This window comes from Kitasatospora sp. NPDC001603, assembly GCF_040298365.1.
Lineage (GTDB): Bacteria > Actinomycetota > Actinomycetes > Streptomycetales > Streptomycetaceae > Kitasatospora.
Genome location: NZ_JBEPAA010000008.1, coordinates 16,648 through 31,541, shown reverse-complemented (window position 1 = coordinate 31,541; position 14,894 = coordinate 16,648). Strand labels below are relative to the sequence as shown.

Below are 14,894 nucleotides of genomic sequence, written 5' to 3'. Positions count from 1 at the left end.
GTGGGACGCTGGCTTCGAGACGAGTCGGAGGTGCCACACCAGCGGAATCAGGACGATGTGGCGCGAGTGCTAGGGGTAGACGACGTGGCAGTACTGTGGCCGTCGGGAATTCGTGCAAGGGTGAAAACCGGGTATGACAAGCAGGTTTTCGCCGTCTACCCCTACCGCTCTGCCTGTCCAACGTCTGTGTGGGGCAGGCTAATCGAAGACTCATCCTCGGACTTGATCTTCAGCGGCTACACGAACTACTTCTTCTGGCCCCAGCAGCCAGACTTCAGTAACACTCTGCGGCGCAAGTCGGACGCCGGCTGCCGAATCCGCTTCCTGCTCGGAGACCCCGAGTCCGAGGCGACCAAACACCGAGAGCGGGTGGAGGGCGTCGCGCTGACCGTCTCGACGCGCATTCGGATGACCCTGGAGGAGCTGGCCAAAGTCGGCCAGCTACCCGGGCTGGAGGCCCGCTTCAGCGCTGCCGAGGACGGTCCCAACCACGTCAGTCTCAGCGTCTTCCGGTTTGACGCGGACGCCATGGTGACGCCTCACCTAGCCTCGGTTGTTGGCCACGACTCGCCGCTCATGCACCTTCGACAAGGGGAGCCCGGCGGCCTCTTCGACCGCTTCTCAGACCACGTCGAAGAGCTGTGGGAGCGTGGTCGGCCGATCGCCTAAGGTCCTTTCGTCAGGACGGCACTCGTGTGCGCCAGCCGCCCTCTACTGTCACGCCAGTGAACGTCGGCTCAGGGTCCTCTCCGCGGCACGGCTGGCACACCCGGGACGGGACAAGCCCGGGGCCCGGCAGGCGCCGCAGGTGTGCGTCACGGGGCGCGGGACGGATCGAGGTTCGCAGCCGGCCGGCCTGGGATCTTCGACAGCCGGGCGGAGATGACCGCTCCCACGCTGCGGGTGATCTTCTCCGAGAGCGGCATGGAGAGGATCCGCAGCAGGTCCTCAGCCGGCCATCCCCCGGCCAGCAGGCCGTTCACCACGGCGGATTGGTCGGTCAGCACCCTGTCGGCCAGGGCCATGCGCGGGTCGCGACGGCCCAGTTCCAGCAGCAGCGCCATACCGTCGGACATGGCGGGATGTGTCGGGGCCTGACGGGGCTCAACAGGCTCTCCGTGGCCGCCAGCGGCTTGTTCACGGGTGCGATGGAGACTTCCTCGTCCGCCCCTCCGAGAAGGGCTGAGAAGGCCGCGTGCGCCTCTGCCATCTCCCCCGGATCCATGGGGCCATGAGGTCCGGATCCTCAGCCAGCGGCTCTTCGGTCGGAGGGATGGAAGGTACTTCAACTTCCCTCCGAGCCAACGTCTTTACCCTCACGTAGGCGCTTCCCACCTTCCCGCCGCCCGGCTCCCCAGCTCCAGGTCCACCAGCGGCCGGGAATGCGGGAAGCGGTGGCGCCGCGTGCACCGGCTTGGCCGACGTCACCGGGACCTCGTGGACGGACACCGTGGTACGCACCTGCCCCGCCAGTGCGTCGCGTCGCGGTCGGTCCGGCGGACGCGGTGGCCGGCGGCCGGCGGCCGGCGGCCGCCAACCCGTTCAGCGCGCGAGCGATCGCCGTACGCCCTTCGCGCGACTTAGCGGCCAGCGTCCTGACGTCCTCCCGGGAGGCGTCGGGGAGGCTCAGCAGGTACGCGAGCGGTCCAGCTCGGCGAGTGCTTGCGGATGACATGCCCCTTGTCCAAGATCGTGAACCCGCGCGTGTGCGCAAGGAATCGAACCTCCGGGCGTGGGTTTGGAGTCCGCCGCTCTACCACTGAGCTAGGCCCATAAGTGACGTCAAGGGTCCGGATTCGAACCGGTCAGCGGCTTGACCCGCTACGACCCCCTCCGGGGCCCCGAGCTTCGCCGGAGCTACGCTCGGACTCCGCCCTGACGTCGACAACCGGCTCCGGCACGGGGCGGGCAAAAGCCAGTTCGACGCCGATCGCTGGCACAGTGCACAACACATGATCAGCAGCGCGGGCCCCGCCTTGGAGCTTCCTCCAAGTGATCGCCTTTTCGCCCCGGCCAGGGCCGCTCCCGTAGCATTCACGCGGTAACGGCGAGGCAATCCAGGAAAGCGGCAGCGGGCATCATGACGGCGGGCGTGGACATCGAGCAGGGCATCGAGCAGGGCGGCGGCACGGAGGTCAGCACCGAGGAGGAGATCGACTACGGTCCCGGCCTCGACCCCGAGCGGCTGCGGCTCTGCCTGGACGTGATCGCCGAGCTGGACCAGCTGCACGTCGACCACCCGGACGCGATCACCGTCCGCCAGGCCGTCGGCGGCATATTCCGCACGCTCAAGCAGCGCCGCCGCCAGGAGACCCGGGCCCGCAAGACCGCGAACGACCGCGAGGTCACCGCCCGCACCGCCACCGGCGCGCCCAGCCGGATCGACGACGAGACGGCCGGCGCGTTCGGCCTGACCACCGTCACCACCACCGAGATCGCCGGCATCCTGGAGCGCCCGCGCTCCTGCTACACCTGCAAGCAGCGGTACGTCGAGGTGGACGCGTTCTACCACAACCTCTGCCAGACCTGCGCGGTGAAGAACCGCGCCCGCCGGGACGCCCGCGCCGACCTCACCGGCAAGCGCGCGCTGCTCACCGGCGGCCGGGCCAAGATCGGCATGTACATCGCGCTGATGCTGCTCCGCGACGGCGCGCACACCACCATCACCACCCGGTTCCCCAACGACGCCATCCGCCGCTTCACCGCGATGCCGGACAGCGCCGACTGGCTGCACCGCCTGAAGATCGTCGGCATCGACCTGCGCGACCCGGCCCAGGTCCTGGCGCTGGCCGACGAGGTCGCCGCCGACGGCCCGCTGGACATCCTGATCAACAACGCCGCGCAGACGGTGCGCCGTCCGCCGGAGTCGTACCGCGAGCTGGTCAACGCCGAGTCCGCGCCGCTGCCGGCCGGCGAGCTGCCGCAGTCCACCACCATCGGCCGCTTCGGCAGCGGCAGCGTGGACCTGCCCGCGCTGCCCGCCCAGGCGACCGGCGGCGGCGAGCGGATCTCCGCCGAGGACGTCACCTCCCTCGCCCTGGTCACCGGCTCCGCCACGCCCGCCCGGATCGAGGCCGGCACCGCGATCGACGCCGGCGGGCTGGTGCCCGACCTCGCGCCCACCAACAGCTGGGTGCAGACGGTCAACGAGGTCGGCCCGGTGGAGCTGCTGGAGGTCCAGCTCTGCAACTCCACCGCGCCGTTCATCCTGATCAGCCGGCTGCGCCCGGCGATGGCCGCCTCGGCGTCCCGCCGCAAGTACGTGGTCAACGTCTCCGCGATGGAGGGCGTCTTCGCCCGCGGCTACAAGGGCGCCGGCCACCCGCACACCAACATGGCCAAGGCCGCGCTGAACATGCTCACCCGCACCAGCGCGCAGGAGATGTTCGAGTCCGACGGCATCCTGATGACCGCCGTCGACACCGGCTGGATCACCGACGAGCGCCCGCACCCGGACAAGATGCGGCTCGCCGACGAGGGCTTCCACGCCCCGCTCGACCTGGTCGACGGCGCGGCCCGGGTGTACGACCCGATCGTCCGCGGCGAGCAGGGCGAGGACCTCTACGGCTGCTTCCTGAAGGACTTCGACCGCGCCGCCTGGTAGGCCCCACCGCCCGGTGGACCCCGCCGTCCGGTAGACCCCGCGAGGAGGACCGAGTTGACCACCGCACCGCTGATCGGCGCCGGCGTGATCGTGCCCACCGGTGACGGCCGGGTGCTGCTCGGCCACCGGATCACCGCCGGCGAGCCGCCCACCTGGAGCCTGCCGGGCGGCAAGGTGGACGACCCGGGCGAGTCCTTCGAGCAGGCCGCGGCGCGCGAACTCGCCGAGGAGACCGGCATCGTGCTGCCGGCCTCGGCGATGCGGGTGCTCGCCGTGCTGCTCGACCACGAGCTGGGCCGCCCCCGGCTGACCGCGGCCGTACTCGCCCCGCCGAGCCTGGCCACGGCCCTGGTCACCGAGCCGCACGCCTGCGCGGGTTGGGAGCGCGTCGCGATCGACGCGCTGCCCGAGCCGATGTTCTACCCGTCGGCGCTGGTCCTCGGCAGCTGGCTGCCGCACCTCCCCCCGGTGATCCGGGCCGGGACGCACGCGTACCCCGTCGCCGGGTAGGGCGACGGGGCACCGCGGCCCGGGCGGGCCTGCCGCGGGCGGGTTCGGCGGTGGGCAGTTCGGCGGTGACCGGGTCAGGCCGTGAGCGGGTCGAGCCGTGGGCGGGCCGGCTGAGGGCGGGTCAGCCGTTGCGGGCCGCCTCCGGGCCGGTCAGCCGCCTCAGCAGCGGGAGCGTCGAGGCGATGATCCCGAGCGAGGCCGCCAGCCCGAGCGCCACCAGCGCGAAGTACACCACCCCCGGTGACACCAGGGCGTAGTGCATCTGCGACCTGAGGAACATCGCCGCCGCCCCGAACCCGGTGCCGGTCGCGATCACCGACACCACCAGCAGCGGCAGCGCGCTCTCCAGCCCGACCACCCGTCGCAGCAGGCCGAGCGGCGCCCCGGTGAGCCGCAGCATCGCGAACGGGCGCCGGCGGTCCGAGAGGCCCGCCACCACGCTGACCGCGAGGCTGCACCCGGCGATCGGCAGCGTGGTCAGCAGCACCACGTTGGCCAGCTGCCGCCAGCCGGCCAGCTGCTTCTGCTGGCTGGAGCCCCAGTCGCCGACCGTCCGCGCCCGGTACTGCGGGTACGCCTCGGTCAGCAGGGTGCGGGTCCGCTCCATGGCCGCGACGGACCCGTCGGTGGACACGTAGACGTTGCGCACCGGGAGCGCGGCCGCCTCCTCGGCGGAGACCGGCGCGGCCGGCCACTCGTGCGCGGCGTTGGACCGAAGGTCCAGGAAGGCCCACTGCGGGACGCCCGCGACGCTCGCACCGGCCGGGCAGTGGCCGGCCACCGGGGTCTGCGCGAGGTCGCCGCAGAGCACCAGGCTCGGGGAGAAGCCGGGCCGCTCGCCCGGCTCGGCGCCGAGCGCCCGCGGGTTGTCGTGGCCCACCGTGAGGCCCCGGAACCCCGGCACCGCCCGGAGGTCCGCCAGCAGTCGCTCCGGCAGCGCGTCCGTCATCGGCGGCTCGTCGACCATCGCGCCGTGCTCCACCACGACCCGGGTCTGCGGATCCCCGCTGAGCGCGCCGCGGTTCTCGTTGATGGTGCCGATGATGCAGACCGTGGCCGTGGTGACGAAGAGGGCGAGGACGAGCCCGGCGACCGAGCGGAACCCGGCCTTGGGGTCGTCCGCGAGCCGCCGCACCGCGATCAGGGTGGCCGGGCGGCTGGTGCGGGCGGCGACGGCCCGGGCCGCGACCATGGTGAGCCAGGGCCCGGCGACCACCAGCCCGAGCATGATCAGCAGGAAGCCGGTCAGATAGGCCGCCGTCTGCTGGTCGGTGGTGTCCGGGCGGCGGTTCACGAAGAAGCCGAGCTCGGCGAGGCCGGCCACCAGCGGGACCAGCCGCCAGTGGGTCGGCGGCCCGGGGGTGACCCGGCGGGTGACCCCCAGCGGGGAGACGGTGACCCGACGCAGCGCCAGCCGGGCCGCGACCGCCGCCGCCACCGGGACGCCGACGGCCACCGCCACCGCCTGGAGCGGGGTGAGCGTCAGGTCGTCGAGGAAGAACCGGTCGCCGGTGAACGGGACGGTCGCCACCAGCGGGCGCAGCGCCAGGTGGAGGCCGAAACCGAGGACCGTGCCGACGGCGGCGGCCACCGTGGACTCGACCGCCGAGATCAGCGCGATCTGCCCCGGGGTGGCGCCGACCAGCCGCATCGCCGCGTAGCGCTGCTCGCGGGTGGCGGCGGAGAGCCGGGTGGCGGTGCCGATGAAGACGACCACCGGGAAGATCAGCGCCCCGGCCACGACCGAGAGGATCAGCGTCATGGCGTCCCCGCGCGTGCCCGGCCCCGGGCAGTCGTCGTCGCAGCTGGGCGGCAGGGCGGTGGCGATGGTGGTGACCTCCCGCGCCCCCGGCACGGTCGCGATCTCCGCCGCCGTCCGGCCCACGACCACGAACAGGGAGTCCGGGGAGGGCAGCGCCGCGTCGCCGAGGACGCCGGCCGGCCGGCCGGGGAAGCGGTCGCCCAGCTCGCCGGCCGGGGTCCTGCGCAGCAGTTCGGCCAGCGCGGGCGAGACGTAGTACTCCCCGGGCGCCGGCACCGCGTCGAGCCCCGGCGGGACGGGCGCCGTCGGCCCGGTGGCGGCGACGTCGACCCGCAGGATCTGCTCGCCGTCGTAGTAGTCCCCGTGGGCCCACCACCGGAGCGGGTCCACCGGGGCCGTCTCGGTCCGGCTCGCCGCGCCGCTGTTGGTCCACACGGCCCGGTCGTTGGCCTGGCCGACGGCGTTGATGCTCGCCAGTGTGGAGAGCAGCAGACCGACGCCGATCGCCACGGCGGCGGCGATGACGGCCAGCCGGGCCAGGGCCTCCCGCCCGCCGCTGACGGCGAGGCGCAGCGCGAAGGCGATCACCGGCCCACCGGGCCCGCCGCGAGCGAGGTGGCCCGGCCGTCGCGCACGATCGCCTCGCGGTCGGCGTAGGCGGCGACCCGGGGCTCGTGGGTGACCAGGATGACGGTGGTGCCCTGCTCGCGGGCCGCGCCGACCATCAGCTCCATCACCTGCTCACCGGTCAGCGAGTCCAGCGCGCCGGTCGGCTCGTCGGCGAACAGCACCCGGGGGCGCGCCACCAGGCCGCGGGCGAGCGCGACGCGCTGCGCCTGACCGCCCGACAGTTCACCGGAGCGGCGCTTCTCCAGGCCGTCCAGGCCCAGCCGGGCGAACCAGGGCCGGGCCTCGGCCAGCGCCGCCGCCCGCCGGGTGCCGCTCAGCAGCAGCGGCAGCGCGACGTTCTCCTCGGCGGTCAACTCGGGGACGAGCTGGCCGAACTGGAAGACGAAGCCGAACCGGTCACGCCGCAGCGCGCTGCGCCCGGCCTCGTCCATGGTGTCGATCCGCTGCCCGTCGAACAGGACCTCGCCGGAGGACGGGGTGAGGATGCCGGCCAGGCAGTGCAGCAGCGTCGACTTGCCGGAGCCGCTGGGGCCCATGATCGCGAGCACCTCACCGGCGCCGACGGCCAGGCTCGCGCCGCGCAGGGCCGGGGTCTCGCCGTAGGCGAGCGTGATGTCGCGGGCCTCGATCAGCGGCGTCACGACCGCACCGCCTCGGCGAGCGCGTCCAGGCGGGCGGTGGTCAGGTCGATCCAGCGCAGATCGGCCTCCAGGTGGAACAGCCCGTGGTCGGCGAGCAGGGCGTCGACCAGCTCGCCGCCCCGGCGCAGGTCGGTGAGTTCGCGCATCCGCCGCAGGTGGGCGGCGCGCTGGGTGTCGAGGTACACCTCGGCGTCGCGGCCGAGCATCAGGGCCAGCACCACCTTGGTGAAGAGCACCGTCTGCAGGCTGGGCTCGGGCGCGACGGGCTCGGTGAGCCAGTGCTCGAACTCCGTCACACCGGCCTCGGTGATCACGTAGCGCTTGCGCTCGGGGCCGTCGCCGGGCTCGGCCTCGCCGGGCACCACCTTGCCGTCCCGGGCCAGTCGGCCGAGCGTGGCGTAGACCTGGCCGTAGGGCAGGGGCTTGCCCCGGCCGAAGAAGGTGTCGTAGTCGCGCTTGAGGTCGTAGCCGTGGCTCGGCTCTCGCTCCAGCAGCCCGAGAAGGGTCAGGGGAACACTCATGAGAGGACCATACACCCGACGTATACCCCGAGTGTATAGCTGGCGAGAATACGGCTCCGAACTGCGAAGACGCTGATCCGTTGGAGGAATCGGCCTCCCGGGAACCGGCGGGGCGGTGAGCGGGAGGCGGCCCCACACCGCCTCCCGCTCCACACCGGCGGCCCGACCTGCCCCCACAGCCGGCCGGGCCGACCGCGTCCCGACACCTCTCGGACGCGGCACCCACCAGCCTGCCCCGGGCACCCCTCCGGCGCCGAGGGCCGAACGTCCCGGTCGCGCGGCGGGCCCCGGTCCTGACGGCCGGTCGGCGGGCGGGCGCCGCGGTACGGGCGCGCACGACTCTTGTGCCGCGGCCGGAGCGGAGGGAGATTGAGAGCCGGAGCCCGGCGGACGATCCCGGCCGGGCGCCCGAGCGCCGCTGCGACCTACCACCCGAGGAGCACGCATCGTGTCCAGCACCTCCGGCCCGGTCCGGCCCGCGTCGCTCCCGCGGCGGGCCGGACGGCAGCTGCGGCAGGCCCTCGGCAGCCACCGCTCCCCCCTGGTCCGCCCGCTGGACCGGTCCCGCGGCCGGGCCTGGTGCACGGCCGCGCTGGCGATCCTGCTCGCCCTGACCGCCGCCGTCGTCGGCGCGCTGCTCGGCTACCGGACCGTCGGGCGGGACGCCGACGCGGACCTGGCACGGCTGCGCCGGGTCGACGCCGTCGTGCTCTCCACCGACCGGCACGGAGCCGCCGTGGGAAGCCGCTCGGCGGGCGGCTACCAGGGCAGGGTGGCCGCCGAGGCCACCTGGACCGCACCGGACGGGCAGTGGCGCACCGGCACCATCGAGGTGCACCGGACCGCCGTGGTCGGAACCACCGTCCCCGTCTGGGTGGACGAGGCCGGGCTGGTGACCGATCCCCCGACCACCCGGGCGGGCGTGGCGATCGAGGCGGTCTGCGTGGGCCTCGCGGGCTTCACCGTCGTCGGCGCGGGCGTCGTGGCCGCCCTCGCCCTGCGCCTGCGGGCCCTCGACCGGCGGGCCGACCTCGCCTGGCAGCGGTCCTGGAGCAGACTCGAACCGCTCTGGAGCGGCCGCGCGAGCCACAGCCCCGACGGGGCGCAGGGCGACTGACCCCGGCCGGGGTCAGTCGGGCCGGGCCGACGGCCCCCGAAGTCCGCCGCCCGGACCGGCTCCGGGTCCGGGTCCGGGTCCGGGTCCGGGTCCGGGTCCGGGTCCGGGTTCGGGTTCGGGTCCTCTGCCCGCCCGTCGGCGCCTCAGGACCCGCCGTCCCACCCGGTCCAGGCCGGGGCGGGGAGGGCGGCGGACGCCCGGTGGGTGAGCACGGCGACGGCCACCAGGAGGGCCAGCGCCAGGGCGAGGGCGATCGGCACATCGGCGTTCAGGACCAGCGCGGCGCCCAGGACGGCGCCACCGAACATCCAGACCGCCGAGGCGAAGCGGCGGATCCCGGCCAGGTCGGCGGCCAGGCCGGTCAGGGTCATGGTGAGCACGGTGGTGGTGAGGTCGGGCACCTTGAGGGAGCGGACGACGGCGTTCTGGAGCCCCATCGCGAACCCGAGCAGACCGGTCAGCGCGTAGCGCGCGGGCTCACCGGTGTGGCCGGCCAGCGCCGCCAGGGCGGTGCCGAGGGCCAGCAGCACCGCCTGGACGGCGGCGGAGACGACCAGCAGCCGGCCCCGGTGGCCGGGCAGGCGTTCGCTGAGCCGGCCACCGGCGAGCGCGCCCGCCAGGAAGGCGCCCAGCGCGGTGAGCGAGGCGGTGGCGGAGAACCCGGCCGCGCCCGCCAGGGCGAAGCCCAGGAAGACCACGTTGCCCGTCATGTTGGCGACGAAGACATGCCCGAGGGCGAGGTAACTCACCGCGTCCACCAGCCCGGTGACGACGGTGAGCAACAGCAGCATCGGCACCAGCGGGCCGTGCCGGGGGTCGCTCCACACAGCTGTCCTCCTCCGGTTCGCGCGCTCCGGTGGGCTCCGGCGCTCCGTCCGTTCTACGCCCGTCCGCCCGCCCGGGGCACGCCGAACCCCCGCCGGTGCCCGAACGGCTCCACCGCGCCCACCGGGAGAGCGCCGTACGGGCACCTCGGCCGCCGCCCGTACGATGGGCCGGTGGGCGGCCGGGCAGGGCGGCCGGGTGCGGATGGAAGGGGCGTTCGGGCGGTGTTGCGCGGGTTCGGCGATCTGGAGGCCGAGATCATGGACCGGCTCTGGTCCTGGGGCCGGGCGGCCACCGCCCGCGAGATCGTCGACGACCTGCAGCTGCGGCGGCCGCTCGCCTACACCACCGTCACCACGGTGGCCGACATCCTGCACACCAAGGGGTGGCTGCGCCGGGAGAAGGTCGGCCGGGCGTGGGTGTACGAGCCGACCTGCACCCGCGAGGCGTACACCGCCCAACTGATGCACCAGGCACTGGAGACCACCTCCGACCGGGCCGGGGCCCTGCTGCACTTCGTCGACCGGATGAGCGGGGACGAGGCCTCGGCCCTGCTGGCGGCCCTGGAGCAGGTGAAGGAGCGGGACACCCCGTGACGCTCGCGCTGCTGGCGCTCCACCTCGTCCTGGTCGGTGCCGTCCTCCCCCGGTGGCTGGCCGGTTCGCGCCGGCTCCAGGCCCGGCCGGCGGCGGGCGTCGCGGTCTGGCTGGCACTGATGGCCTCCTTCGGGACCGCGCTGCTGCTCGCGGCGCACCACCTGGCGGCGACGCTCGGCCACCGGCCGGCCGGGCTGGCCGGACTGCTCCCGCACGTCGAGGCCGGTCCGGCCACCGACCCGCACGCGCACGGCTGGTGGGCGCCGGCCGCGGTGGCGCTCGCCCTGGGCGGGGTCGCCGTGGCCCTCGGGACGCGGGCCGCGCGGCTGCGGAGCCGGCACCGGGCGGTGCTGGACGTGGTCGCGGTCCGCGACCGGCACCACCGCGCGCTGGTGCTCGACGACGCCCGGCCGGCCGTCTACTGCCTGCCCGGCCGCCGGGCCCGGGTGGTGGTGTCGCGCGGCGCGGTGGAGCTGCTCGACGAGCGCAGGCTGGCCGCCGCGGTCGCGCACGAGCGCGGCCACATCCGGGGGCGCCACCACCTGGCGCGGCTCGCGGTGGACACCTTCGCCCTGCCCCTCGGCCGGCTGCCGCTGGCCCGCACCGGCCGGGCGGAGGTGGCGCTGCTGCTGGAGATGGCCGCCGACGACGCCGCGCTGGCGACCGCGACGCGCTCCGAACTCGCTTCCGCCCTCTGCCTGCTGGCCACGGCCGACCCGGCCGGCGGGCCCGCGTTCGCGGCGGCCGCCACCGGCGTCCTCGCCCGCGTCCAGCGCCTGGGCCGGCCCGAGGTCACGCCCCGCCCCTGGGTCTCCGTCTGCCGCGTCGGCGCGGCCTCCGCCCCACTGCTCCCCTACCTGCTGGCCTGCGCGCAGCACCCGTAGGGCGCCGGGCCGGAGCGATCCGGCCATGTCCGGGTGCGGCCGGCGGGGCGGGAGCGGCGGAGCGGGAGCGCGTCGGGCCGGGGCCGGCGACGCGGTGGATATGACCCGCTCCGGGCGTACCTGCCGGATCGTCGGTCGGGCGCTCCCCGGGGCATGCTCCGTCGCGAACTCCTCCCTTCTTGCGGAGCGCCTGTCAATATTTTGCGCATATCCATGGACTCCATGCAGGAGCACCCTTAGTGTTCCCCTCGCTCGGCCTCCCACCCACGCCAGTGAGGACGTCGCCCATGCCACCTCCCGCCTTCCGCCGTCTGCGCGCACCGCTCGCCGCGCTGACCGCCGCCGCCCTCTCCGCGGCCGCCCTGCTCACCGTCACCACCCAGCCCGCGCACGCCGCGGCCGTGCCGACCCTCTCGCCGCTGGACGTCCCCGGCCGGGGCGCCGCCGTGAAGTTCAAGGAGCAGGAGGCCGAGTTCGCGGCCACCAACGGCACGGTGATCGGACCCGAGCGCCGCTACGGCACGCTCCCCTCGGAGGCCTCCGGCCGCCAGGCCGTCACGCTGTCCGCCACCGGCCAGTACGTCGAGTTCACGCTGACCGCCCCGGCCGACGCGATGAGCTTCCGCTACAGCCTGCCGGACAGCGCGGACGGCCGGGGCCGGGACGCCTCGATCGACCTCCTGGTCAACGGGTCGAAGCTGAAGTCCGTCCCGGTCACCTCGAAGTACGGCTGGTACTACGGGGGTTACCCCTTCAACAACAACCCCGGGGACACCGACCCGCACCACTTCTACGACGAGACCCGGACCATGTTCGGCTCCTCGCTGCCCGCCGGCACGAAGATCCGGCTGCAGGTGTCCTCGACCGCGCAGTCCCCCGCCTTCACCGTCGACCTGGCCGACTTCGAGCAGGTCGGCGCGCCGATCGGCAAGCCCGCCGGGGCGATCGACGTGGTGGCGGACTTCGGCGCCGACCCGACCGGGGCCGGCGACAACACCGCGCGGTTCCAGAGCGCGGTCGACGCCGGCCGGGCCCAGGGCCGGACGGTCTACATCCCGCCGGGCAGCTACACGCTGTACGACCACGTGGTGGTGGACGGCGTCACCCTGGCCGGGGCCGGGCCCTGGTACAGCGTGCTCGGCGGCCGCGACCCGGTCAACCGCAACCGGGCCGCCGGGATCTACGGCAAGTACGTGGCGGGCGGCGGCTACGGCGGGGCGGTCCGGCCGCAGGAGGCCAACGGGCCGAGCCGGAACGTCACCCTGCGGGACTTCGCCGTCATCGGCGACATCCGCGAGCGGGTGGACGACGACCAGGTGAACGCGCTCGGCGGGGCGATGAGCGACTCCACCGTGGACAACCTGTGGATCCAGCACACCAAGGTCGGCGCCTGGATGGACGGGCCGATGGACCGGTTCACCATCCGGAACAGCCGCATCCTGGACCAGACCGCGGACGGCGTGAACTTCCACACCGGGGTGACGAACTCGACGGTGACCAACACCTTCGTCCGCAACACCGGTGACGACGGCCTCGCCTCCTGGCCGGAGCGCGTCCCCAACGCGGGAGACAGCTTCACCCACAACACCGTGGTCGTCCCCGTGCTGGCCAACAACATCGTGACGTACGGGGGCCGGGACTTCACGATCTCCGACAACGTGATGGCGGACACCGTCAGCAACGGCGGCGGCCTGCACATCGCCAACCGGTACCCGGGGGTCGGCTCGGGCTGGGGGACCGCCGTCGCGGGCACCGTCAACGCGCTCCGGAACACCCTGATCCGGACCGGGAACAGCGACTACAACTGGAACTTCGGCGTCGGGGCGGTCTGGTTCAGCGGCCTCAACGAGCCGATCAGCGGAGCCGCGATCACCATCGGCGACACCGACATCCTGGACAGCTCCTACGAGGCGATCCAGACCATCGAGGGCTCGTCCAGCGGGATCGCCTTCACCGGCGTGACCATCGACGGCGCGGGTACCTACGCCATCCAGGCGCAGGCCGAGTCGACGATGCGGTTCACCGGTGTGAAGGCCCGCAACATCGCCCAGTCCGCCACCCCGACCCACAACTGCGTCGGCGCCGGCTTCCGGATCACCGACGGCGGCGGCAACTCCGGCTGGGCGGGCTCCACCTGCGGCGGCACCTGGCCGGCCCCGCAGTTCACCTACGGCGGCCGGCCGGGCGGCGGCCCGGGCACCCCGAGCCCGTCCGGCACCCCGAGCCCCTCGACCACGCCCTCGCCCACGCCCACGCCCACGCCCACCCCGTCGACCACGCCGCCCGGCACGGTGGACCTGCTGCACGGCAGGGCGATCGCGGCGAGCAGCTACACCGACGTCTACCCCCCGCAGCGGGCCGACGACGGCGACCGGGCCAGCTACTGGGAGAGCGCCAACAACGCCTTCCCGCAGTGGATCACGGGTGACCTCGGCAGCCCCGTCGCGGTCGGCCGGCTGGTGCTCACCCTGCCGCCCGGCTGGGAGGCCCGGACCCAGACCCTGACCGTCCAGGCCTCCACCGACGGCGGCTCCTGGAGCACGGTGAAGCCCTCGGCCGGGTACCGCTTCGACCCGGCCACCGGGAACACCGTCACCGTCCAGGTGCCCGGGACGACCGCCCGCTACCTGCGGCTCACCTTCACCGGCAACACCGGCTGGCCGGCCGGCCAGCTCTCCGAGTTCCAGGTGTACGGCCCCTGACGGACCGGCACGGACGGAGGCCCCCGGAGACCGACACGGTCTCCGGGGGCCTCCCCGTCTCGGTCAGGACCGGGCGCGCGGCGGCGCCGTCGACCCCCGGACCACCAGTTCCGGCTCGAACAGCAGCTCGTCGTGGGTAATCCGGGCTCCGCCGATCTCCCCCACCAGCAGGTCCACCGCGGCCCGGCCCATCGCCTCGATCGGCTGCCGGACGGTGGTCAGCGGCGGATCGGTGCAGGTCATGAAGGACGAGTCGTCGTAGCCGATGACCGACACGTCGTCCGGCACCGAGAGACCGGCCCGGCGGGCCGCCCTGATCGCGCCGAGCGCCAGCGGGTCGCTGGCGCAGATGATGCCGGTGACGCCCTCGCGGAGCAGCCGGGTGGTGGCGGCCTGGCCGCCCTCCAGGGTGAACAGCGCCCGCTCGACCCGGCTCTCCGGGAGGTCGAGGCCGGCCTTCGCCGCCGCGGCCCGCGCGGCGGCCAGCTTGCGCCGGGACGGCACGTGGTCGGCCGGGCCGAGCACCAGCCCGATCCTGCGGTGGCCGAGCTGGCGCAGGTGCCCGACGGACTGCTCGACGGCGACCGCGTCGTCGCAGGACACCCGGGCGAAGTCGAGGCCCTCGATGGCCGCGTTCAGCAGCACCGTCGGCAGGCTGCGCTCGGCCAGCCGGTCGTAGTGGTCGTGGGCGGCGTCGGCCTGGGCATAGAGGCCGCCGAAGAAGACCACGCCGGAGACCTGCTGGGAGAGCAGCAGGTCGACGTAGTCCGCCTCGGACACCCCGCCGGCGGTCTGGGTGCAGAGGACCGGGGTGAACCCCTGGCCGGCCAGCGCGCCGCCGACCGCCTCGGCGAAGGCCGGGAAGATCGGGTTCTGCAGCTCCGGCATGACCAGGCCCACCAGCCGGGCGCGTTCGCCGCGCAGCTGGGTGGGGCGCTCGTAGCCGAGCACGTCCAGGGCGGTCAGCACGGCGGCCCTGGTCGCCTCCGAGACGCCGGGCTTGTCGTTCAGCACCCGGCTGACGGTGGCCTCGCTGACCCCGACCTTCTGCGCCACCTGGGCAAGTCGTCGTGTCATGGGGGGAGTGTACGTCGTTCCTCGC

Annotated in this window: 13 protein-coding genes; 7 read left to right on the top strand and 6 right to left on the bottom strand. The window is 74.2% G+C overall.

What is annotated here, in order from left to right; translation table 11 throughout:
* The gene (locus ABT263_RS07840) at positions 1–669 is read left to right on the top strand and encodes a DUF5919 domain-containing protein (RefSeq protein WP_352288673.1); all 669 of its coding nucleotides are present in this window, start codon (positions 1–3) and stop codon (positions 667–669) included.
* A gap of 146 nt (positions 670–815) precedes the next feature.
* Here the strand turns inward: ABT263_RS07840 and ABT263_RS07835 are convergent, their stop codons facing one another.
* Complete coding sequence (locus ABT263_RS07835) at positions 816–1,076, bottom strand: hypothetical protein (protein WP_352288671.1); 261 nt, start codon at positions 1,074–1,076, stop codon at positions 816–818.
* Positions 1,077–2,080: 1,004 nt separating this feature from the next.
* On the opposite strand from ABT263_RS07835, the gene ABT263_RS07830 reads away from it, so the two are divergent.
* Positions 2,081–3,604, top strand: coding sequence for an SDR family NAD(P)-dependent oxidoreductase (locus ABT263_RS07830; protein WP_442906768.1), 1,524 nt, complete (start codon positions 2,081–2,083; stop codon positions 3,602–3,604).
* Positions 3,605–3,658: 54 nt separating this feature from the next.
* Positions 3,659–4,114, top strand: a complete 456-nt coding sequence (locus ABT263_RS07825) for a nucleotide triphosphate diphosphatase NUDT15 (protein ID WP_352288668.1) — start codon at positions 3,659–3,661, stop codon at positions 4,112–4,114.
* Positions 4,115–4,235: 121 nt separating this feature from the next.
* Here ABT263_RS07825 and ABT263_RS07820 read toward each other — a convergent pair whose 3' ends face one another.
* Genes ABT263_RS07820 through ABT263_RS07810 form a run of 3 tightly spaced genes read right to left on the bottom strand, consistent with a single transcriptional unit; the run spans position 4,236 to position 7,668 of the window.
* Positions 4,236–6,464 carry an ABC transporter permease gene (locus ABT263_RS07820; RefSeq protein ID WP_352288666.1) on the bottom strand — a complete coding sequence of 743 codons (2,229 nt, stop codon included), beginning with the start codon at positions 6,462–6,464 and terminating at the stop codon, positions 4,236–4,238.
* A complete protein-coding gene (locus tag ABT263_RS07815) occupies positions 6,461–7,147 on the bottom strand; it encodes an ABC transporter ATP-binding protein (RefSeq protein WP_352288664.1) in 687 nt (228 codons plus the stop codon). Before ABT263_RS07815 ends, ABT263_RS07820 begins: the two co-directional genes overlap by 4 nt.
* Entirely contained in the window at positions 7,144–7,668 is a 525-nt protein-coding gene (locus ABT263_RS07810) for a PadR family transcriptional regulator (RefSeq protein ID WP_352288662.1), read from the bottom strand. The genes ABT263_RS07815 and ABT263_RS07810 overlap by 4 nt, the downstream gene beginning before the upstream one ends.
* 448 nt (positions 7,669–8,116) lie before the next feature.
* On the opposite strand from ABT263_RS07810, the gene ABT263_RS07805 reads away from it, so the two are divergent.
* Complete coding sequence (locus tag ABT263_RS07805) at positions 8,117–8,785, top strand: Rv1733c family protein (RefSeq protein ID WP_352288659.1); 669 nt, start codon at positions 8,117–8,119, stop codon at positions 8,783–8,785.
* A gap of 143 nt (positions 8,786–8,928) precedes the next feature.
* On the opposite strand, the gene ABT263_RS07800 is transcribed toward ABT263_RS07805, so the two are convergent.
* Positions 8,929–9,576, bottom strand: a complete 648-nt coding sequence (locus ABT263_RS07800) for a DUF1275 family protein (protein ID WP_352288991.1) — start codon at positions 9,574–9,576, stop codon at positions 8,929–8,931.
* A 261-nt stretch (positions 9,577–9,837) separates the two neighbouring features.
* On the opposite strand from ABT263_RS07800, the gene ABT263_RS07795 reads away from it, so the two are divergent.
* From ABT263_RS07795 to ABT263_RS07785, 3 genes are all read left to right on the top strand, one after another.
* Complete coding sequence (locus tag ABT263_RS07795; RefSeq protein ID WP_352288988.1) at positions 9,838–10,206, top strand: BlaI/MecI/CopY family transcriptional regulator; 369 nt, start codon at positions 9,838–9,840, stop codon at positions 10,204–10,206.
* Positions 10,203–11,090 (top strand): M56 family metallopeptidase, encoded by an 888-nt coding sequence (locus ABT263_RS07790; RefSeq protein ID WP_352288657.1) that lies wholly within the window; start codon positions 10,203–10,205, stop codon positions 11,088–11,090. The genes ABT263_RS07795 and ABT263_RS07790 overlap by 4 nt, the downstream gene beginning before the upstream one ends.
* 287 nt (positions 11,091–11,377) lie before the next feature.
* Positions 11,378–13,792 carry a galactose-binding domain-containing protein gene (locus ABT263_RS07785; RefSeq protein ID WP_352288655.1) on the top strand — a complete coding sequence of 805 codons (2,415 nt, stop codon included), beginning with the start codon at positions 11,378–11,380 and terminating at the stop codon, positions 13,790–13,792.
* A 63-nt stretch (positions 13,793–13,855) separates the two neighbouring features.
* On the opposite strand, the gene ABT263_RS07780 is transcribed toward ABT263_RS07785, so the two are convergent.
* Complete coding sequence (locus ABT263_RS07780) at positions 13,856–14,869, bottom strand: LacI family DNA-binding transcriptional regulator (protein WP_329486553.1); 1,014 nt, start codon at positions 14,867–14,869, stop codon at positions 13,856–13,858.
* Positions 14,870–14,894 lie beyond the last annotated feature (25 nt).